Here is a 19,936-nt window from a genome sequence, read left to right as displayed (position 1 = left end):
GTAATAAATAGTGGCGAGCTGATTGAACTTATCAGAAAATAATCAATATGGCTATTTACTCCTGGAAGCAATTTAAACTCTCTGTTGTGAGTGCTAATGAGTGGTTCCGAGAAACTCCTGAAAGAGCTTTGGATATGGCTTATGATGCTGCCCTCAATATTAAGGCGATTGAAGATCAACATTTTGAAGGTCAACAGATTTCTTTAACATCAGCTAGTTATGGTGATAGTGTTAAGTCTTATTTTAATTCTGCATTGAAGCGATATTTAAAAGTTATTGAAACTAGATTAGCTGAGTTTAATGCAAGTATTTCAGTTGTAGGTATTTTTGAGAAAAATCAGTTTGGCGATAGCGAGGATAAACTCAATAAATATTATCGGCAAGAATTTCAGGATCGACCATCAATTATTTTGGGAAAATTAGAGTTTATTGATGAAGTAGCTAGTCGATATCGTAAACAAACAAAATCTCCAATTCAAAAATCTAATTCAATTGTAGAAGTGCCTGATACTTCATCTTCTTTAGCTATAATATCTAGTCAAGAGAATAATATTAATAATTCTACTAATAATATATCATCTAATTCTGCTATAAATACTACAGAAACACTAAAAAGAGATCAACCTGAAACTAGCTTTTTACCCCGTTCATTATTAAATACTTTCAAAAGAATCAAGAAAGAGTTAGACCCAGAAGCTGAAGAAGATGTAATTAAGAAATTTAGAAAATCTAAAGTTAAGACTATTACTTCGGTTAGATTTATTTTACTATTGATTTTAGTGCCTCTACTAATTCACCAGTTATCAAAAATAACTTTTGTGGGTTACTTAGTCGATAATTTTATGCCAAGCTCTAGTCAACAAGAAGAGATTTTTATTAACCGCGACTTGGAAGAAGAAGCTTTGATGGAGTTGCGCAAATATGAGGAAGAACTTCATTTTAAAATTTATTTAGGCCATAGTCCTGAATTATTCCCAGAATTATATGAAGCTGGAAAAGAAGTTTCAGAAATACCCAAGCTTCAAAGAGAAGAATTGATTGAGCATAAAGTAGAAGAAAAAGCTCAAGAAATAGCTTCGGAATATAAAAATAGAAGTAATAATGCTATTAAAAATATTTTTTGTGACCTGATATCTTTGATTTCTTTTGTTGGCATTATTTCTGCTAATAGAAGAGATGTTGAGATTTTAAAGTCTTTTATGGATGATGTGATATATGGTCTTAGTGATAGTGCTAAGGCATTTATCCTGATTTTGTTAACAGATATGTTTGTGGGGTTTCACTCCCCTCATGGTTGGGAAGTGATTTTGGAAAATGTTGCTAGACATTTTGGAGTAGCAGAAAGTAGAGATTTTAATTTCTTGTTTATTGCAACTTTTCCGGTGATTTTAGATGCTGTTTTTAAGTATTGGATATTCCGTTACTTGAACCGTAGTTCGCCTTCTGCAGTGGCAACTTACAAGAATATGAATGAGTAATATCAATTATCAAAAAATTCCTGAATTGTTAATATTAATATAGTCTTAATCTTAGCTAAGTTTATATAGATTAAGCACTTCCTGAGGAGCATTTTTAATCCAATCAACCATTTGTTTAACTCCCTCTTCAATATTTACTTGATGTTCATATTGTATTATTTCCTTGGCTCGCTCATAAATACCCCAGCTTTTAGTCAGTTCACCAGGCCTTAATGGGAGTATTTTGGTTTGAGGTATAATTCCAGTTACATTTTCAATAATACTTAGCAACTCAGCAAAATTTGTTCCCTTGCCACTACCAATATTATAAAAGAATGCTCCTTGTTTTTCAGATTGCGCAGCTAATACATAAGCCCTTGCAATGTCACTTACACTAACATAATCTCTGACTTGATTTGAAGGTTCACCAAAAATAGAAATTTCTTGATTTTTTAACACATAAAGTGTATATAGAAGAACCTCATCAAGTGTTACCGGACTTTCCCAGGGACCATAAATGTTGAACATCCTCAAACAATGTGCTGTATATCCATAGGTTCTTGCACCTGCCAATACCTCTATTTCGCCTTGAAACTTAGTTTTTGCATAGGGAGATGCTGGTTCTGGGTATATATTTTCTGTTATTGGCAGTTTGTCTTCTGTTACTGCACCATAAACTGCTGCTGAGGAAGCATAAAGTATTTTAGGAACACTAGCTGCTACACAAGCATTAACAATATTTTTTGTACCTAGCGCATTGAGACTAAAATCATCATTCATGTACTTGACACTCCAGGGAGTATCAATATTTGCTGCTAGATGAATCACTAAATCAGCCCCTCTAAAAGCTCTTGGCCAATCTCCTCCCAAGTCCCGAATATCATTTTCGATTAGTTCAACTAATTCTAATTCTTTTTTGTTTCTGAGTCCGGTACGCATATTGTCAATCACAACAATATTATCGGCTATGGGCTGAAACTGAACAATTATTTCTCTACCAACGAAACCAGCTCCCCCCACAATAACTACTTTTGAAAATCTTTTATTGAATTCTACCACTATAATACTCCTCAGATCGGTTATTTCCTGAACGAAAAACAGTATAACATTAAAATATAATATTCTCTATTGAGTCAATTTTTACTTGATTTATATCTTTATTAATAAGAATTTAATGTCTTATAGTTCATAAAAATATGGTCAAATATGACATATCCTTCGGATCGCAGGTGTTATTCTGACGCTCGTGAACTACAACACCACGCCAGTTGCTTCAAGTCGGGAAACCCGACCAACGCACTGGCTTCTCTATCCCATAGTCAAAGACAAAAGGGAGCTGCTTTTTTCATAATGTTCAAAGAACCATTCACATCAGCATTGATTAATCCAATGCTTGCGGTACAATTGCATTCCTCTTTGTCTTGATGCAGTCGCTCATGGGGGAAACCCCCAAGACCGCGCTGCATCGCTTTATTCTTTTTCCTGAGAAAGTGACTTGATTATTCTGACCTTTCTTGTAAACAGGAATCAAATCATTATCTATAAAACTTGATGCGGAGGTATAAGATTCTTCTGTAATAATTACATTTATGCCTACCATCTTGGCTTGATAAGATAACATTTCAATTAACAAGTTAATAGGGAACACAGACAAAATATGAAATGTTTCTTTTCCCTAAACTTATCTTCTGCTTCCACTCTTCATTGTGCCCAATTATCAAAGTTCCTATTTTCTGATTAATTAGAGTATCAATAATTAAACGAGACGCAATACGCAAGATAGTCATTGATTTTAAATTCTCTTTTTAGCATAAGTTTTTTCAGTCTTTTGCTCGATCTATTTTCCTGGAGTTGAGATTGTAGGAAGCTTTTCACTTTGTTATAGTATTGATTGATAGATTTTAACGGTCTGCCATTTATCACTCTTTGGTTTTATTCCGGCGCTTATTAAAAGTTAATGTAGCTAGATTGTTTAATCCTATATCAATACTGGCACAACGATTTTTCTCTAGCTCGTATTGTTTTTCACATTTCTCATAAATCACCTCAATTATATAATGGTTGAGTCTCGGGACAAGACGAACTTGTTTAATTTGTGAAGTAGGTACTAATGTTTTTAGATAAATCCCTGTATAAGTAGGATTAATAATTCCTTGTTTTAATTGTTTTTTACTGATAGCTTGTGTCCTATAAACTACAAGATTTCTTCCTGTTATTTGATTTTTATATCTCGGAATACGAGGACGAGCATTAAACTTTGATGCCTTGGTGTTTATCAACTTCATTCGCTGCTAAAAAACTCTTCGGTGTTTCTATCTAGTATCATCAATATTTGTTGAGACACTTTAGCTGGAATTGCTTGATAATCTGATTGAGTAGAGAGTGTTTTTTGCAGGTCATAATAGGAATTATTTGTCTTTTCAAATATCAAAGACTGACGAACTAAATAATTAGAATAGTTATAGAGATTTTTAGACAAGAAACACAGTCGGTCAATTTCAGGATAAAACCGATGATTTTTTGTATGGGATATGTCTCTCAACTAATCTCATAAATCAAGGGGTTAAAATTATATTAGGATTCGAGGATTTCGGAATTTTTATTATTATTTAGTCTGAAACTCAAGTGCCAATTTCATTATACTATTAAACCTTTGGCCTTGGAGTTATTAAATTTTGTCAAATATTTAGTAGCTCTTTTGTATAAATCAACGAAGATATTTGATATCACTTGACTATATATGACTATATTTATGTATAACTTTTATGATACCAATTCACTTTAAGGATGTCACAAATAGTTTCGCTCCTTATAAATGTCAAATTATTGTAGGATAAAAGTTTTTAGTCTATCAAATCTAACTTTCTGACTTCTGAGTTCTGACTTCGGTGAAACGGTATTACATCTTAATCTGGTGGTGGTACATAGTAATGGTAAAGAGAGTGTGGGGGGATGGGGAGATGGGGAGATGGGGAGTGTGGGAGAAATTAAAAAATATATATCTTCACCATTACCATGCAGGACTACCCTTAATCTTTCTTGGGTAACGAGGTTGACAAGGAGTTCCTAAACAAACCTGACCTGGTGGCATATCTTTAAAAACACTACTCCTAGCACCAATAACAGCATTAGCACCAATATTAACGCCTGGAGCAATAAAACAATCTGTAGCAATCCAGGCACCATTACCAATATTAATACTTGCTGTTTGTAAAGCAAATGTGGGGTCTTCCATATTATGGCTACCAGTACAGAGGTAACTTTTCTGAGAAATAACGCAATGTTGACCTATTTTTATATGGTCAAGACTGTACAAAACTACGTCGTCTCCAATCCAACTATAATCGCCGATCGCTATTTTCCAAGGGTAGGTAAATCTGGCAGTGGGGCGAATTAAAACTCCTTGACCAATTTTGGCGCCAAAGAGACTTAATATTAATCTTCTCAAACCATATAGAGGTTGGGGAGTTAGTGGGAAAGTTATTGCTTGTACGAACCACCACAACAGTACAAACCAACCTGGTTTACCTCGGTCATACCAAGATTGGTTGTATTTACGAAGATCGACCCAAGATTCTGTTTGTTGGTTATTTATCATTGAGAGTTAATTTTTTTTAGGCTTGACTCTAATTTTATCATTTTATACCATTTAGATATATAAACTAGGTAAATAGTGATTTTTATAGACTTAGAGTGAAATTTACATAAATTCCCTATAATACCTTGATTAGCATATTAGCATATAATAGTTAATTTTCAAAGGTTTATTCAATTTATTTTGACTGTGGAATAGATTAATAAATTGAGTCATAAAAAGAGCAAATCTCCAGAATAATTTTATCTATTTCTGTGATTATTTTTCTGGTTTGTCTGATGCAAAAAATAACTTTTGCCGACTCATCGGTTATGGTGTAGATAAATAGTTACGAGGGAAAATTGAGAGAATTTTGATAAATTTTTCTACCACAACTATATATAGATAAATGAATTTTTTATCTTCGGTTTGACTATGTGACTATTCGAGGGAAAGCTCAGAATAATTTCATCTATTTCTGTGATGACTTTTCTGGTTAATCTAGTGGCAATAATAATTTGTGCCCACTCATCGGTTGTGGAGGAGAGAAATAGTTATTTGGGAAAAGTTGAGAAAATTTTGGCAAATTTTCCGACCTCATATCTAGTTAGATGGGATGACAACTATATATAGATAAATGAACTTTTTATCCTCAATTTGACTGTCTGACTATCTGAGGGGAAAGGTCGGAATAATTTCATATATTTCTGTCATTATTTTTCTAGTTTATCTCAGAGCAAGAACAGTTTTTTGATAGCGATTAATCTCTCCATCGGATAATTCCCGGTTAGCTTTTTTTCTGTCTTTAAGCCATTTATCTAAAACTTGGTAGCTACCGATTTTAAATTTCCATACTTTTTGACTAACTCCTGTAAAATAATAATTTTTGTTAATCCATATTTTTTCATTTGTCGGGTCATACTTAATTTCTTTGACTAGATTTTTACCATCCCCTTGATAATCAATAGTGGTTTTTTCTTCTGGATGTAAATCTGGTAAATTTTTGAGTAAATGTAGATTAGCTAATGCTTCTCCTTGAGTTGTTAATTGTTCAAATAATTGATTATTGCTTGTGAGGGGAAGGCGAGGAAAGTCTATTTGTAAAAATTCAGCGTATCTTTGTCTATAAGTAGGGGAATGAAATATGGCATAAGCGTAATAAAAGATATTTTCTGGTGTAGGGATGTATCCTAATTTTTCTTGGATGACAGTTAAAAATTTTGAGGATAAGTTGGCTGTTTTTTCCACAAATAAATTTGTTTGTCCGCTTTCTGTATCGGGGTAAATGTAGAGAGGAAAATAATAACTTCTTTCTCTTGAATGAATTGAAATACAGTTTCCATCTCCTATATCTTCAGTCACTAAACAATGTCTAAATCCTAGCTCTTTTTGTTGACGACATGAAATTAACGCTAGATTGTCTGATTGTAAATTTACCATCACTTCATTCCTCGGATATTCAACAATATTTTGATAATAAAAACAGAATCTTGTATCAAAAGGACGATATAAACAAGTAGTTAAATAACTTTTATAGTTTGAATTATTACACAATAACTTTCTATTTACTTCAATTTTCCAATCACGAGTATTTTTAAGATTATATCTATTAGATAGTTGTTCATCAGTTATGGTTAAATATCGAAAATCCTGGATTCGTTTGAGAAGCACATCTCTATCAAAATCTATGACAAAATTATCTCTGTGAGTGTTAATTCCTGTAGAGTTAACAGGGAAAATATCTATGACACTCCATCCTTGATTATATTCTTCACTCAAATCAAAATTTTTAGGCAAAAAAAAGAAATTAGGCTGAGAAGGTTTTAACTTTATCCAGTCAACATCCTGAAAATTTACATCCTCTAAAAACTGATATTTATCCTCCCTTTTTCCCCATAAATCAAAATAAAAAACACCAGCAGGTAACTTCACACCATCTCTCTTTTTATAAACCACTGAAAAAGCATCAGGTTCACTTTTTTGCCTCACTGCAATTAAAATTGCCACATCTTGCTGAATATCAAAAACATTTTCATCAACCTCTCCATCCGGGGTCGTTTCTTTTAACAAAGAATTACCATGTAAATCCATAATATAAAGACTATCAAAATATTTCATCAACTCCTCTCTCATTCCGCGATGAATTAAACCATTAATATAAGAATGATTAGTAATCAAACCTATTACCCCATGCCCAGTTTTTTCTATTTGGTCGTGAGCAAAACGAATAAACTTAATATAGTCATCATCAAGAGGTTGAATATTCTTTTCTCCCTCCAATCTCACCCTACCTTTATATCTTTCTAAAAGTTCACCAATATAAGTTAACTCTGTTATCTCTTTTCCCGCTTTACCTGTTTTATAAATCTTCTCCCAAGTCAAACCATTATATTTAACATCTGCCAAATATTTAGCATCTTCCTCTAGTACTCTTTTCCGCTTACTAACATTCTGCGAACTTACAGAATAAGGAGGATTTCCTAACACAACAAAAATCGGTTTTTCCTCCTTAACCCTTGCTGCTTGATTAGCTTCTTCAGAAATATATTCTCCCAATAACAAACTAGACTTTTTTATTCCCTCATCCAAAGCATTAGTCAAGAAAATATTTAATCTTTCCTTCTCCTCAAAACGATAACCCAAAGTCTCCAATAATAATCCCAACTTTAAATGAGCAATAGCGTAGGGAGTCATCAATAATTCAAAACCATATAACCGCTTTAAAACTTGTGAATCTCTTAACAGCTCATTCCAACGATTTGCGCCATATTTTTCAAAGTTAAAATAGATTTGTTTAATTACCCGATATAAAAACGTACCAGTACCCGTAGCAGGGTCTAAAATAGTTACTTTTCGACTACCTAAACCATATTCTAAATCAAAATATTTATCCAAAATATGATTAACTGCTTTGACAATAAAAGACACCACAGGTTCAGGAGTATAATAAACTCCTCGACTTTTTCTCAAAGATACTTCATAAGCAGCTAAAAAAGTTTCATAAAAATGAACAACCGGGTCTTCCTTTCTAGTTTCCCGACCAAAATTTTCCAGAATATTCCCAATATCAACTTTAGCCAAAAGTTCTATCAAAATTTCAATCGCCCAGTTGATTTTACTCACAATATCTGTGGCAATAACCGTACTAAACAAACCCTGTAAAAAAGGAATCTTATCACTAATATAAATACTTGCAGTTTGACGATTAAAATTAGAATTACCCGGATTTTGAGCATGACCAACTCTGGCAGTAAATAATCCATAAGTAATAGTTTGAGCATACATATCTGCAAAACTATTATTATCCAAATCTGGCAATAACAATTCTTGGAAAACTTGCTTAAGCGCGGTTAACTCTCCCGTTTCATTTTCAATTTTTAATGCTTCTTCCAGACTATAACGAATGACTTTAGTTTTATTCGCCATTTGTTGAGCTAAATCATTGTAGTTATTAATAACTTTCTCTTGATAATTTAAAAATGATTTGATTAACTCAGCAGTTTTTTCTAAATTATCATTAGCAGTAATCTTGTTATTTTTGAGACTCCCTAAACTTGTATTTAGCTTGAGCTTGCCGTCTTTATACCATCGAAACTCTAAGTAATTAGTTAAAATTAAGTTTTTCCCAATGTCAGATTCTACATAACGTTTTAACTGGTCAGTTGATTGGATTTTTTCTAAATTTTCACTAATTTTTTTAGCTTCTATATAGCCAAGTAAATTATTATTTTTCCTAACTGTAAAATCTGGGATGCCAGCTTGATTTCCAGTTTCTTCAATATTGGCATTAATTCCCAAAATTTCACCCTCAATCAGATTTTTTAAAGCAGGATAATGAGTACGTTCACTACCTTTTTCCAGATTTTTATCTAATTCTTGTAAATAGTGCTTAAATTCCATCAATCTGTATTTTTGGCAAATATTTCAAGGATATTATAATAGAATAAAAATTCTCAGAGACCATTTATCAACAAAATATTAAACATAGAATACTGCCACAGCAAAAGTAGGAGCTTGGAGACCAAACCCTTACAGAATGCTAGCTATATTTTAGTCAATATTTTAATCTTATTTGATAGTTGAAAATCACTTTATACCAAATCTCAAAAGTCTTGCTACATCTTTTTGAGAGTAGGAAATAGGGAGTAAGGAAATTAGGAATAATACCATTTCTCAAAAACTTTTCTACATTTTGTTGAGCAGGGGACCTACCCCTCGCCCCTCCCCCTCCCAGGAGGGGAAATAGGGGAGTGGGGGAGTAGGGGAGAAGTAAAAAGTAAGAATAATTAACATTAACTGGGCTATTTTTAGCAACAGGGTGATTATAACTGTTTTGATTAATTAATAAGCGTTACTTTTAGGAATTGGTATAAGATATCTTCGCTTAATGCCTAGAATCCTTAAAAAGCCTTTCAGTCCGTAAATGCTGTTTGCGGAGCATTCCGGTACGGAAAATGCTGATAGCTAGTTAATACTATAAAAATCAAAATAAGGAAGTAGAAAATAGGCTGACTTTCCTCTTTCTACCTCCTTTAAATGTTCGGTGAATTTCAGATTAATTAGCTACATTTTTGGCATTACCAATTCTAGCTATCAACTCAAGTATGAGGATAAATTTAGAGTTATCGATTTATCAGAATCATCAGCAGTAAAACCAAGTTTTTCCGATCGCTTCTTTCATACTTTTACTGATAACTGATAACTGATAACTGATAACTGAAATTACCCTTTTCACCCCTGTAAATATTTTTAGATATTTTTCCTACCGAATAATTAAGGTTTAAAGTCTCTCCTTTAAAGGAGAAACAAGAAAAAATTTTCCTTTGAGTCAATCCTCTCCTTGAAAAGAAGAGATAATTGTTCATAATTAATAATTAATATAGCGTTTCTCAAATTAGTGAGATACAGTTGTTTTTCTTTTTTTCTATCCCCTGTTTCTGGAATTACTATTCCCTACTGCCTACTGCCTACTTCCTACTCCCTAAAACAAACGAATGCGCCTACCTCACCAATATGAGAATTGCTATAATTAATTTTAATTATTTAACTTAGTTTGACTACTAACTACTACTTGCTGAATCTACCTGAGCAACTGGCTGAGGTTTAGGAGTTTTTTCTATTTTCTGAGCAGCATTTAACTGACCACCACAATCTTTAAGTTCGTAAAGTTTAACACCTATTTGATACTCATATTGACTCAGTAACCTACCGTAAATATATCCTGCTTTACCATCTAAAAACCCTAATTGAATAAAGTAAAATAAAATAAACCTCAATATCGGTTTAAACGGTAATCTTACCCATATCTTCTTCAGAAAACGTTTACGCTGTACCGCATCCCCAAATAAACTTGCACCAATAGTTCCATCATCATCCTGACCAGTCAGTATATTATAATGTACTCGCGCTTCCCAGTTAGAATAACGATTGTGTCTTTCCAACCAGTGGAATAAATCACGAAAATCTTCGTGAAGCATATCATTTTTCAGATAGCCTACCTTTCCATTCAAAACAACGTGTTCATGCACTTCATTATCCCCCGTATTGGCCACTCCCTCAGTTCCTAAATTCTCGTAGCGACCTTCTTTATGCTTAAATAAACGCAGATTCCAATCAGGATATTTACCCCCATAACGAATCCATTTACCTAGAAAAAATACTCGTCTATTAAGGTAATAACCATTGTAATTTGAGTCTTGAATAGCTACAGCAATTTCATCCCATTGCTCAGGAGTAATACGTTCGTCACAATCAACAATAAGTACCCACTCATTCCGAAATGGCAGATTTTCTAAAGACCAATTTTTCTTTTTTGGCCATTGACCATTAAAATGAAATTGTACTAAATTTGCTCCATAACTTTCTACAATTTCCCCAGAGCGATCGCTGCTTTGAGAATCTACTACAAATATCTCATCTGCTCTTGCAACACTATCTAGACAAGCGGGTAAATTTTTTTCTTCATTCTTAGCCGGGATGAGAACTGAAACTGGTATCTTAGATGATGTCATAGTTCAGAATTTTATAGATGGGTATTACCTTATTTTATTATCGCTATAGTTCAAAGGCACTAATAGTTTTGTATTGAGTTGCCTTGGGTTAGCATTTAGATAGTTAGGATTTGATGTTGAGTGGCCTTGAGTTAACCTTTAGGTAAGTACGATTTGAGACTGAGTGGACTTGGGTTAGCATTTCGGCAGGACGATCGACTTTTTTTACCTACCACCTAAAATCTACCACATAATACCTACTTCATAAATCTCATGCCCTGAGATTTTGAGTAGCTTTGGGTTAGCTTTTAGGCAGGGCGATCGACTTTTTTTACCTACCACCTAAAATCTACTTCGTAGATATCATGCCCTGAATAGCTGCACCTAGATAGCCTATTTGAGCATAAGCATAGACAAAATTATCAAAACGTTTGGCCGGGTCTGCTATATTTTTTAGAGACTTGTACACACCCCTAATCATTCTATCGCTCCCCTTTCTTATTTGTCTAAGACCCGCCTGACCAGCTAGTTGTTCGCGATAACATTCGCTAATGCCTTGCCACCAACCTCTCTCAATAAACCAGGAAGGTCTAACCCTTTCAGGAGCTACATTATGAGCAACTAGAGCTTCAGGTAAATAAGCCACTTGCCAACCTTGCTTTATTGCTAATTCTGTGGTGTGTAATTCTTCATTAGACAACAGCTTTTTGCCTACTCGACCTAAGTTAGTATCAAAACCACCAATTTGTTCGAGAAATGTACGACGAATACAATAATTTAAACCTCTAGGAGTTAAACCAGGCTGATTAATATACACTACAGAATCACCAAGGTCATAGTAACCGAGGTTTCCTGATAATTCTGGAGAAAGCCATTTTGGGGGGGTAATTCCTTCTGGCCAAATCAAGGTAACTTTACCACCAGCGATCGCTAGTTTTTCATTACTTTGAAAAGCTTCTTGCAATACCCTTAACCATTGGGAACTAGCAACAGCATCATCATCAAGATAAGCTAAAATTTCTGCACTGGCTGCTTTTGCCCCTGTATTTCTGGCCACAGATAATCCTGTGACTGGCTCATATACATATTTCAGATTGGGACTAGGATATCTTGCTTCTACTACTTCGCGGGTGCGGTCAGTGGAAGCATTGTCTACTACTACTACTTCAAAGCTACCAGGAAAATCCTGTCCAAGTAGGCTATCTATGGCAGCTCCTAAGTAATTGTCCCGATTATGAGTGCAGATAATAGCAGATATTTTGGCCATAGTTAATTCTTACTATTTTGGAGTTTTCACGGATTTTGGCCGAATTTACTATTTACTAATTTATTCTAATTTATTATCCTTTATTTTCAGTTTACACTGGATTATACCAATTCTCAAAAGTAATGATATACTTAGGTAAGATTTCAGTTATTAAGTAATTAACTTAGGCAAAACAACTTTTTTGCTGGCGTTGCACAGTGACGAATGATTATGAGAATTGAGGAATTTGCCGATGTTTCAAATAATAGATCAGGAGCCGAATTGATCTATACAGCAGATAAATGGACTTGGAGTAGCACAAAGTTTTACGATGTAACCTAGCGTGCGTAGTGTCAATGACGGCAGTTTTCTCCTTCTACTCTCGTCATCGCTGCGGGTGCTTACTAGATGATCGCAATCCTCTATTCAACAGGGATCAACCTTGTATCCATCTGTAATATAGAGAAAAACTTGCCCAACCGTGAATCATCTGCCATAATATTGTCAAGGTAACGGCGGAGCGAGCCTCTTACAGAGGAGCTTCCCTAACGCCCCCCGACAAACTTAATAATTCCTGGCATTTGGCTATTCACGACTGTCCAGACCCAAATTGGGTTTTTTTTGAGCCGATCAAAGTTTGCAGTTGATCTAGGGTGAGCAGTTTCAGGTATTTCATAGTTATGGTCAGGAATCTGTGCTTGGTGCAAGCCGTACCCAGTTAAGCACTGTGTTATGGGAAATACCAGTCACTCTCTCAATGGCTCCCAATCTCATGCCATTAAAGGACATTTTTACACAAAGCTCTTTAACATCAGAACGATAACCCGCAGGAGAGGGACTTTCTCGAAATTGACGGCCACAGTCACGGCACAGATAACTCTGTTTTCCCTGACGATCACCATTTTTCACTACTTTATGGCTTTGACAATCAGGACAATCCATTTTTCCATAAAATTCGAGAATATCATTCTCTATTGTGCAACACCTTTTTGCTAATTAGTATCCCAATTAATGTTAATTATTCTTATGTTTACTTATCTGTAGGGGCGTTAGCGGCAGCTAACGCCCCTACTCCCCTACTCCCCGATTCAAGAAAATGTAGAAAAGTTTTTGAGAAATAGTATTATTTGTTTGTATTCCCATGAATTCTCCTCAAGCTACTTCTAAGAAACTAATTTTGGTCACAGGCCCTGCTCGCTCTGGTAAAAGTGAGTGGGCTGAAAATTTGGCGATTAGTTCTCACAAACAAGTAATTTATATAGCTACCTCTCAAGTTGATGGTCAAGACCTAGAGTGGCAAACTCGAATTGAACAACATCAAAACCGTCGCCCTCCTGATTGGACTACCTTAGAAATACCTGTGAAACTATCAGAAACTTTGACTACTTATGCACATCAAGACTGTTGTATTTTGGTAGATTCTTTAGGTACTTGGTTGGCTAATATTTTGTCACAAGATGAACCAGCTTGGAATGAAACTTTAGCAGCTTTGATTGAAGCTTTATTAAAAGCTAGTAGCGATGTAATTTTAGTGGGTGAAGAAACAGGTTGGGGAGTAGTTCCTTCGTTTCCTATCGGACGACTATTTCGTGATCGCCTTGGTCATCTGATTCGTCGAGTTGGAGTAATTTCTCAGTCTGTTTATCTAGTTACAGGAGGTCATGTTTTGAATCTTAGTGCTTTAGGCAAACCTTTGAACATTTAATTCTTAATTTATTCTAAAGGAATAAAGTATTAGCTTCACTCCCCCAATTTTAACGATGGAAAAGTTAGAATGAAGGTAGATGAACGAGGCTATTTATTAGCTTTGAAGTTCTATGAAACGGAAAATATCGGAGCTAAAAATTATGGCATCTCACGATCAAGTCAAACAATATATTGCCTATTGGTTTCAGTTAGGTAAGAAGGTATTAATGAGAAATGGCCAAGCAGCTATAAAACCTCAAATCGTACTTTTAGGCGATCGCTACAGTCAAGATTTTGAATCATGCTGGCAACAAATTTTATCCTCTGGATCGGGAGATTGTTTTTTAGAGGGGACACATCAAACAATTGCAGAATTATTATCTCCAGAGTGGGACATTAGTGATTGTGCCCGTTGTTCGATGCCTATCCCATCTCGTGTCAAAGGAATTCCCCCAGATTGTTGTCCATGTTTCGATTTACCTCACTGGCCTGATAATCAAAAGCCATTGCCGCGATCGCCCATCAATAATAAATCATATTTATTAGGTATTTGTGAACGGTTATTGAATAAAGAGGAAAAGATTACTGCTGATACTCGCTATTCTAAATAAAAGAAGTTATGAGTTATTGAAACTTATTATCTTTAGAAGGAGAATTCAAAATTATGTTTGCGCAGCATTCCGCAGTCAAGAATAAGGTAAAAAGCTAACCTTATTCATTATTCATTAATTGATAATGGATAGTTACCTCTGGTTAAAACCGAGAGGATTGAAAGGCTTGCATAAATCTTATTTCTTTTTCTCCTAAAAAGGAGAATTTTTAAACCTAAATTCGATTAATTATTAATTATCAATTATCAGTTATCCATTGGTAAGTAAACATTTCCTATAATAAAAAATCAAATCAATTATTGCACTCTTATATCATGTCTCTTTAAATAACCACTTCGGAAAAATTTAGAGAGTAGGGAGTAGGGAGTAGGGAACAAAAAGAAGTTTGTTTGTTCCCCATGAAAAAGCGGTGCGACCCCGCGACGACGAAAGTCGCACCTGGTAGCGCACCAAGAGACGGAAAAAATATTCTCTCTCTAGAGTTGAACATTTTTACCCTTGCCTAATTAATGAGACTTGATATTATTTATCAATTATTTCATTCTACTATTCCCTATTCCGTGAATTGGTGAAAAATAATCTCGCCTTCTGAAAGTTTTCTGGCGGACTAAATTTTAAGTTGAGAAAATCTAAAAATTCAAAATCAAAATACACTTAATTTTGAGAATCTACTGTTGGTTCAGAATCATTATTTGTTTCACCCTGCTCATTAATTAATAATGCTACAGGAAAATGATTCAGTACATTTCTAATCCATAAAGTATCCTCTTTCTCTTCTTTAAGTTTTTGTTGAGTAATTACATTTTTCCACACCAAAGAAGAACCAGAAGGTAAACATATTCGAGTCTCACGCCATACTTGTTCTCCTAAAGGATTTTCTCCTTCTTGAATCAACTTAGTTAATAATCTGGGAGCTATAATAATCGCTGTACTATCTCCCCATTTTCTCGAGAAAGCAACTATATGATCTTTCAAACTACCCATAACAATTAACTTTTGGTAATCTCCTCTTTGAAATAAATCCAAATACTCTCGGCGTGCCTGTAAAGCTTGGTAAATTAAAAACATTTTAATCTTACCAGTCTCTGGAGTTTGCAAAAGTTCTTCAATCAATCCTAAAATATCGGACTCTATTTTTGTCTTAATTTCCTTCAGAAACTCTGCTCTTTTTTCAAAATCAACGGGACGACGGTTATCAGGGTCAACAAGACTCAAATCCCATAATTCTGTACCTTGATAAATATCAGGAACTCCAGGAGAAGTAAGCTTCAGAAAAACCTGCGATAAAGAGTTAAAAACTCCGAAATATTGAACCTTGCGTTGTAGAGGTCGGAAAGCTGGTAAAAATTCATTATTTTCTGAGTTTTTAAGTAGATGTTCTACAAATTTAATCAATGAACTTTCGTAGTCATCATCCGGTCTTAACCAACCTGTATTAACTTTTGCTTCTCGAATTGCTTTAATAATATACTCTTTAATCCTTTCGACAAAAGTTGAATATTCACTTTCATCAACAGGAAAAGCACCTAACAAAGTCTGATATAAAAAATATTCATCATTAGGTGCAGGAACATCTAAACCTGCTACACAATCTTTTTGAGGAGCATTAATTTCCTGCCATTTCTGTAGATAACTTTCCCATTCTTCAGGAATTTCTGATAGTACATTAATTCGCGTTCTGACATCTTCCCCACGTTTTGTATCGTGAGTAGAAGTTCCACTCATAGTATGAGGCCAATACGCAATACGATGTTGATTAAATCCATGAAAATCTTCAACTGAAACTCCAAATTTACTAGGAGTTGAACCAACTTCATTGAGAGAAATAAGTCGATTATAAACGTATAAAACAGTATCTTCTACGCCCTTTGCCATTAAAGGTCCGGTAAATTGTTGTAACCGCATCACAAAATGTAGCCATTTATCTTTATCTTCCTGATTTAAATGCTCATCAAATTCTAATAACAAAAACTTCTCAATAAAACTCAATTCATTCAAAAGTTCATTGATAAAGAAAGGAATTTTCTCTTTCGTTTTAGCAATTACTCTCTGAATACATTCTCGATCTGCTTTACTAACTCCTTCTCTACTGACATAAGTCCGATACACCGGAAACACCGACATAACTTCTACTAAAGCAGCTTTCAAACCAAAAATAGTAAAATCACTGGCATACCGATATTTACTAGAAATATCTTTAAGTAAGTGAGCTAAATTATCAATATCTCCGGCTAAATGTTTGTTAATAATCAGCCTTTGATTTTCATCAGCTAGCTGCCCATAGTTAGAAGTACCTTGAATAAACCGAGAATAAATTTGGTCGAATTCTTCCTCATTAAAATGGTCACAAAAAATACCATTAACATAGTTTAAAAAATCATAACCTGTAGTTCCTTGAACCGGCCAATTAACAGGTAAATCTTCGCTAGGTTCAAGAATTTTTTCGACAACTATATAAGGAGCATTTGCTTTTTCTCTCAGTCTGTTTAAATACTGAGCAGGATCGTACAGTCCATCAATATGATCGATTCTCAGACCTGTAAATTTTTCCTCTTTTAACATTTCTAAAATTAGAGCATGGGTAGTATTAAATACTTGTTCATCTTCTACTCTGACTGAAATTAAATCATTTACTGTAAAAAATCGTCGGTAGTTTAATTCTTCATTACCCACTTTCCAGAAAGATAGACGAAAATATTGCTCGGATAATAATTTATCTAATAAGTCAAAACTTTCTGGCTTTCCCGGAACCCCGTTAAAAGTCTCTATATTTTCTTCAACGAATTCTTGAACATGTAGATTTTCATTCCATAATTCCCACAACATCCCTTTGATGAAGCTAATTTGGTCATACCTTTCTCTCCCCTCAGCTCCAGAAGGAATATATTTTAAGCTATAGAGAACTCCTTGTAATTTAACAAAATCTTGGTTTTTTCTGCCTAATTTATTTCTTAATTTGCCGATATTGTAGGTTAAAACTTGAGTATAAGAATCAATTCTAATCGGAAATTGATGATCATAATAGTTAACAGTTAATCCATTTTGACTGTAATTAAGTTTTAACTCTCCACTTTCCAAACAATCTCCATAAAATTTACCTAAAAAAGGTGCTAAAACTCTACCTTTGATACCTTCATAAGGATGATTCCAGTCAATATCAAAATAGTCACGATATTGAGATTCAGGACCATTTTCTAAGACATCAACCAGAATATGATTTTGGCTGCTAAATGCCATGTGATTAGGCACAATATCTTGTAGCCATCCCATTTGATTACTTTTAATTTCTGTGACTAGTTCAGCAAATTTTTCTTTGCCGCCTAATTCAGGATTAAGTATATTAGAATTGACTACATCATATCCATGGTTACTACCTGTTTTTGCTTTAAATATAGGAGAAGCATAAATATCAGAAATTCCTAGTTCAGCTAAATATGGAACTATAACTTTCGCTGCATCAAAGCCGAAATTAGGAGTAAATTGAATTCTATAAGTTGTAATGGGAATTCGCATAGTTAAATAGAGATAATTAAGTGGTGATTAATTGACTGTTAAAAGTTCAGAATTTTACGTTTAACAGATAAATATTTGTTTTTCAAACATTTAGGAAAAGGATAAATCTGAAAAATTCCTAGTTTGGCTAAATATGAAACTACGACTTTATCTACTTCCAAATTCAAAACTATAAGTAGATTAAATTATATAATGTCGTTATGAGAATTCGCATAGTTAAATAAATATAACTATAGCAGTTTTAATTCATGTTGACTACAAAACTTCAGCTCCCGCTGCATTTCAGCTAAAATCTCTGTATTCTATGAAACATGAAAACTGCTATAAGTGTTGATTAATTAGTTCTTAAAAGGTAAGCATTTCCTAGGTCATGCTCCGCAAACAGCTATTAGCATTTCCTAGGTTATGATCCGCAAACAACAATCAACTTTTGAACATATTCAAGCAAGAATTGAGGTTAGGTTATAGCCAATTTCATTAATTAATTTTAATTCTCCTTGGTGGATAATTCCCCTCTAGTATGATCATGAGTTAATAACAAATAGCTGATGGCTGACTGCTGAATGCTTACGTTAAAAGTTCAAAATTTCACGTTTAACAGATAAATTTTTTTGAGATATTAAACTTTATATTTATTCTTCATGTAGCCCAAATATAATTAAAATTTGATAGTAGTTAAGCTTCAATGAAGAGAAACGCCTAATTTCCGAAAGAACCCCGAGTAATACCTGACAATAGCATGATTCTTCTTGAGTGATTCTGCCAAGGCAAAAGATGTTTGTTTATTGCCAAAATAATAATAAATATAATCAATTGCTAGCTCCATAAGTTCTTTCATTAAATCCTTGTTAATATTACCTACAAAAATACAATCATCAAGTACCTCCGTAATTTTATTGATTGCATATATCTTCTCAGGAATACTAAAATTATCTTCTGCGAGTTTACCAAGAATAAATGATGGTATTTATTGAACTATTTTAAAATATATAACACCATCAATCACATGGTCGAAAAGTTCAATATTAGGGCATAATTATACCAGTAGAATAAATTAACCAAGGAAGTCTCGATCTAGAAAAATCTTGATTAACAACAATAGTTTGATTGACACAAACATCAGGAAAAAAAATCTTTGACAATGTGTTGCCATACTTTGATTTTTTTTGCTATATCAATGTGAATAATCTCAATGGATTTATGTAGCCATGACAATGTAGTAATATCTCAATCACAAACATTAACATAGTTAATCAAAGTCTTACAGTTTTTTTGAAATATGTGTAAGTAGGAGTCTTGTTTTTGAGCTTCTCTAGTATTTTGGAAATAAATTTGTCCTCCTCTAGCTGCAATTTTTTGTTTTGGAGTTGTAAAAGCATCATAGGCATAAATTCTAGATTTTTTCTCTAATACTTGTTGATTTTTTGATAATTCCAAGGCAAAGGGATATACTGTTCCTGCTACTCCTGAACTAAGATCGACTATTTCTCCAGCACCAGAGTAAAGGCAACGAGCGAAATACTTAAGAACTTTTATTTCCCTTATGGAAGTCATGGAAGGAGGTAATTTTTGAAAAATTGGAAAAGACTCAGAAAAAACGTTTTTTGGGAAATTTATCATGAATTTTTAAGTATTGTATTAAATCAAGACTCAACAATATATACTAAAATTGAGAAATGAATTTCACTGACACTCGACTAATGTCAATAAAATATATTTTGAGTCGTTACCATCAATTATAGGTGATGTTGGCCATCATAACTTTTACACCTAAAAATAGATATCTACGATAATCAAAAATCAAATCAATTATCCCGCAAAAATCATCAATTCTTTCCCCCTACTCCCTCTTTTCAGGA

15 protein-coding genes and 1 pseudogene are annotated in these 19,936 nt (G+C 33.8%); 4 read left to right on the top strand and 12 right to left on the bottom strand.

The window, feature by feature from the left end:
• Positions 1-47: 47 nt before the first annotated feature.
• Positions 48-1,478 (top strand): proton extrusion protein PcxA, encoded by a 1,431-nt coding sequence (locus F6K18_RS13455; protein ID WP_287521465.1) that lies wholly within the window; start codon positions 48-50, stop codon positions 1,476-1,478.
• Positions 1,479-1,529: 51 nt separating this feature from the next.
• Here the strand turns inward: F6K18_RS13455 and F6K18_RS13450 are convergent, their stop codons facing one another.
• From F6K18_RS13450 to F6K18_RS13425, 6 genes are all read right to left on the bottom strand, one after another.
• Complete coding sequence (locus F6K18_RS13450) at positions 1,530-2,516, bottom strand: NAD(P)-dependent oxidoreductase (protein WP_161564410.1); 987 nt, start codon at positions 2,514-2,516, stop codon at positions 1,530-1,532.
• A gap of 322 nt (positions 2,517-2,838) precedes the next feature.
• Entirely contained in the window at positions 2,839-3,078 is a 240-nt protein-coding gene (locus F6K18_RS13445; RefSeq protein WP_287521463.1) for a hypothetical protein, read from the bottom strand.
• 298 nt (positions 3,079-3,376) lie between these two features.
• A complete protein-coding gene (locus F6K18_RS13440) occupies positions 3,377-3,742 on the bottom strand; it encodes a hypothetical protein (protein WP_287521461.1) in 366 nt (121 codons plus the stop codon).
• Positions 3,739-3,999, bottom strand: coding sequence for a hypothetical protein (locus F6K18_RS13435; RefSeq protein ID WP_287521459.1), 261 nt, complete (start codon positions 3,997-3,999; stop codon positions 3,739-3,741). The genes F6K18_RS13440 and F6K18_RS13435 overlap by 4 nt, the downstream gene beginning before the upstream one ends.
• 468 nt (positions 4,000-4,467) lie before the next feature.
• Positions 4,468-5,055, bottom strand: a complete 588-nt coding sequence (gene hpsU / locus F6K18_RS13430; protein ID WP_287521457.1) for a hormogonium polysaccharide biosynthesis acetyltransferase HpsU — start codon at positions 5,053-5,055, stop codon at positions 4,468-4,470.
• Between the two features lie 702 nt (positions 5,056-5,757).
• Positions 5,758-8,931, bottom strand: a complete 3,174-nt coding sequence (locus tag F6K18_RS13425; RefSeq protein ID WP_287521561.1) for a type ISP restriction/modification enzyme — start codon at positions 8,929-8,931, stop codon at positions 5,758-5,760.
• A 643-nt stretch (positions 8,932-9,574) separates the two neighbouring features.
• Here F6K18_RS13425 and F6K18_RS13420 point away from each other — a divergent pair.
• Positions 9,575-9,730 carry a hypothetical protein gene (locus F6K18_RS13420; RefSeq protein ID WP_287521455.1) on the top strand — a complete coding sequence of 52 codons (156 nt, stop codon included), beginning with the start codon at positions 9,575-9,577 and terminating at the stop codon, positions 9,728-9,730.
• A gap of 361 nt (positions 9,731-10,091) precedes the next feature.
• On the opposite strand, the gene F6K18_RS13415 is transcribed toward F6K18_RS13420, so the two are convergent.
• From F6K18_RS13415 to F6K18_RS13405, 3 genes and pseudogenes are all read right to left on the bottom strand, one after another.
• Entirely contained in the window at positions 10,092-11,042 is a 951-nt protein-coding gene (locus tag F6K18_RS13415) for a glycosyltransferase family 2 protein (protein ID WP_287521453.1), read from the bottom strand.
• A gap of 328 nt (positions 11,043-11,370) precedes the next feature.
• Positions 11,371-12,288, bottom strand: a complete 918-nt coding sequence (locus tag F6K18_RS13410; RefSeq protein WP_287521452.1) for a glycosyltransferase family 2 protein — start codon at positions 12,286-12,288, stop codon at positions 11,371-11,373.
• A 208-nt stretch (positions 12,289-12,496) separates the two neighbouring features.
• Positions 12,497-13,209 (bottom strand): annotated as a pseudogene (locus F6K18_RS13405) (IS1 family transposase).
• Between the two features lie 199 nt (positions 13,210-13,408).
• Here F6K18_RS13405 and cobU point away from each other — a divergent pair.
• Positions 13,409-13,972 (top strand): bifunctional adenosylcobinamide kinase/adenosylcobinamide-phosphate guanylyltransferase, encoded by a 564-nt coding sequence (gene cobU / locus F6K18_RS13400; protein ID WP_287521451.1) that lies wholly within the window; start codon positions 13,409-13,411, stop codon positions 13,970-13,972.
• 142 nt (positions 13,973-14,114) lie between these two features.
• The gene (locus F6K18_RS13395) at positions 14,115-14,564 is read left to right on the top strand and encodes a hypothetical protein (protein WP_287521449.1); all 450 of its coding nucleotides are present in this window, start codon (positions 14,115-14,117) and stop codon (positions 14,562-14,564) included.
• A 654-nt stretch (positions 14,565-15,218) separates the two neighbouring features.
• On the opposite strand, the gene treY is transcribed toward F6K18_RS13395, so the two are convergent.
• The 3 genes from treY to F6K18_RS13380 all read right to left on the bottom strand — a co-directional run bounded on the left by treY (position 15,219) and on the right by F6K18_RS13380 (position 19,631).
• Positions 15,219-18,077: a malto-oligosyltrehalose synthase gene (gene treY / locus F6K18_RS13390; protein WP_287521447.1), complete on the bottom strand. Its 2,859-nt coding sequence runs from the start codon at positions 18,075-18,077 to the stop codon at positions 15,219-15,221.
• Positions 18,078-18,759: 682 nt separating this feature from the next.
• Complete coding sequence (locus F6K18_RS13385) at positions 18,760-18,915, bottom strand: hypothetical protein (RefSeq protein ID WP_287521445.1); 156 nt, start codon at positions 18,913-18,915, stop codon at positions 18,760-18,762.
• Between the two features lie 389 nt (positions 18,916-19,304).
• Positions 19,305-19,631 carry a hypothetical protein gene (locus F6K18_RS13380; protein WP_287521443.1) on the bottom strand — a complete coding sequence of 109 codons (327 nt, stop codon included), beginning with the start codon at positions 19,629-19,631 and terminating at the stop codon, positions 19,305-19,307.
• Between the last annotated feature and the right edge of the window lie 305 nt (positions 19,632-19,936).

Origin of the sequence: Okeania sp. SIO2C2, from assembly GCF_010692625.1 — a bacterium.
In the GTDB taxonomy this organism is placed as follows: Bacteria; Cyanobacteriota; Cyanobacteriia; order Cyanobacteriales; family Microcoleaceae; genus Okeania; species Okeania hirsuta.
This window is presented reverse-complemented; position numbering and strand designations above follow the sequence as displayed.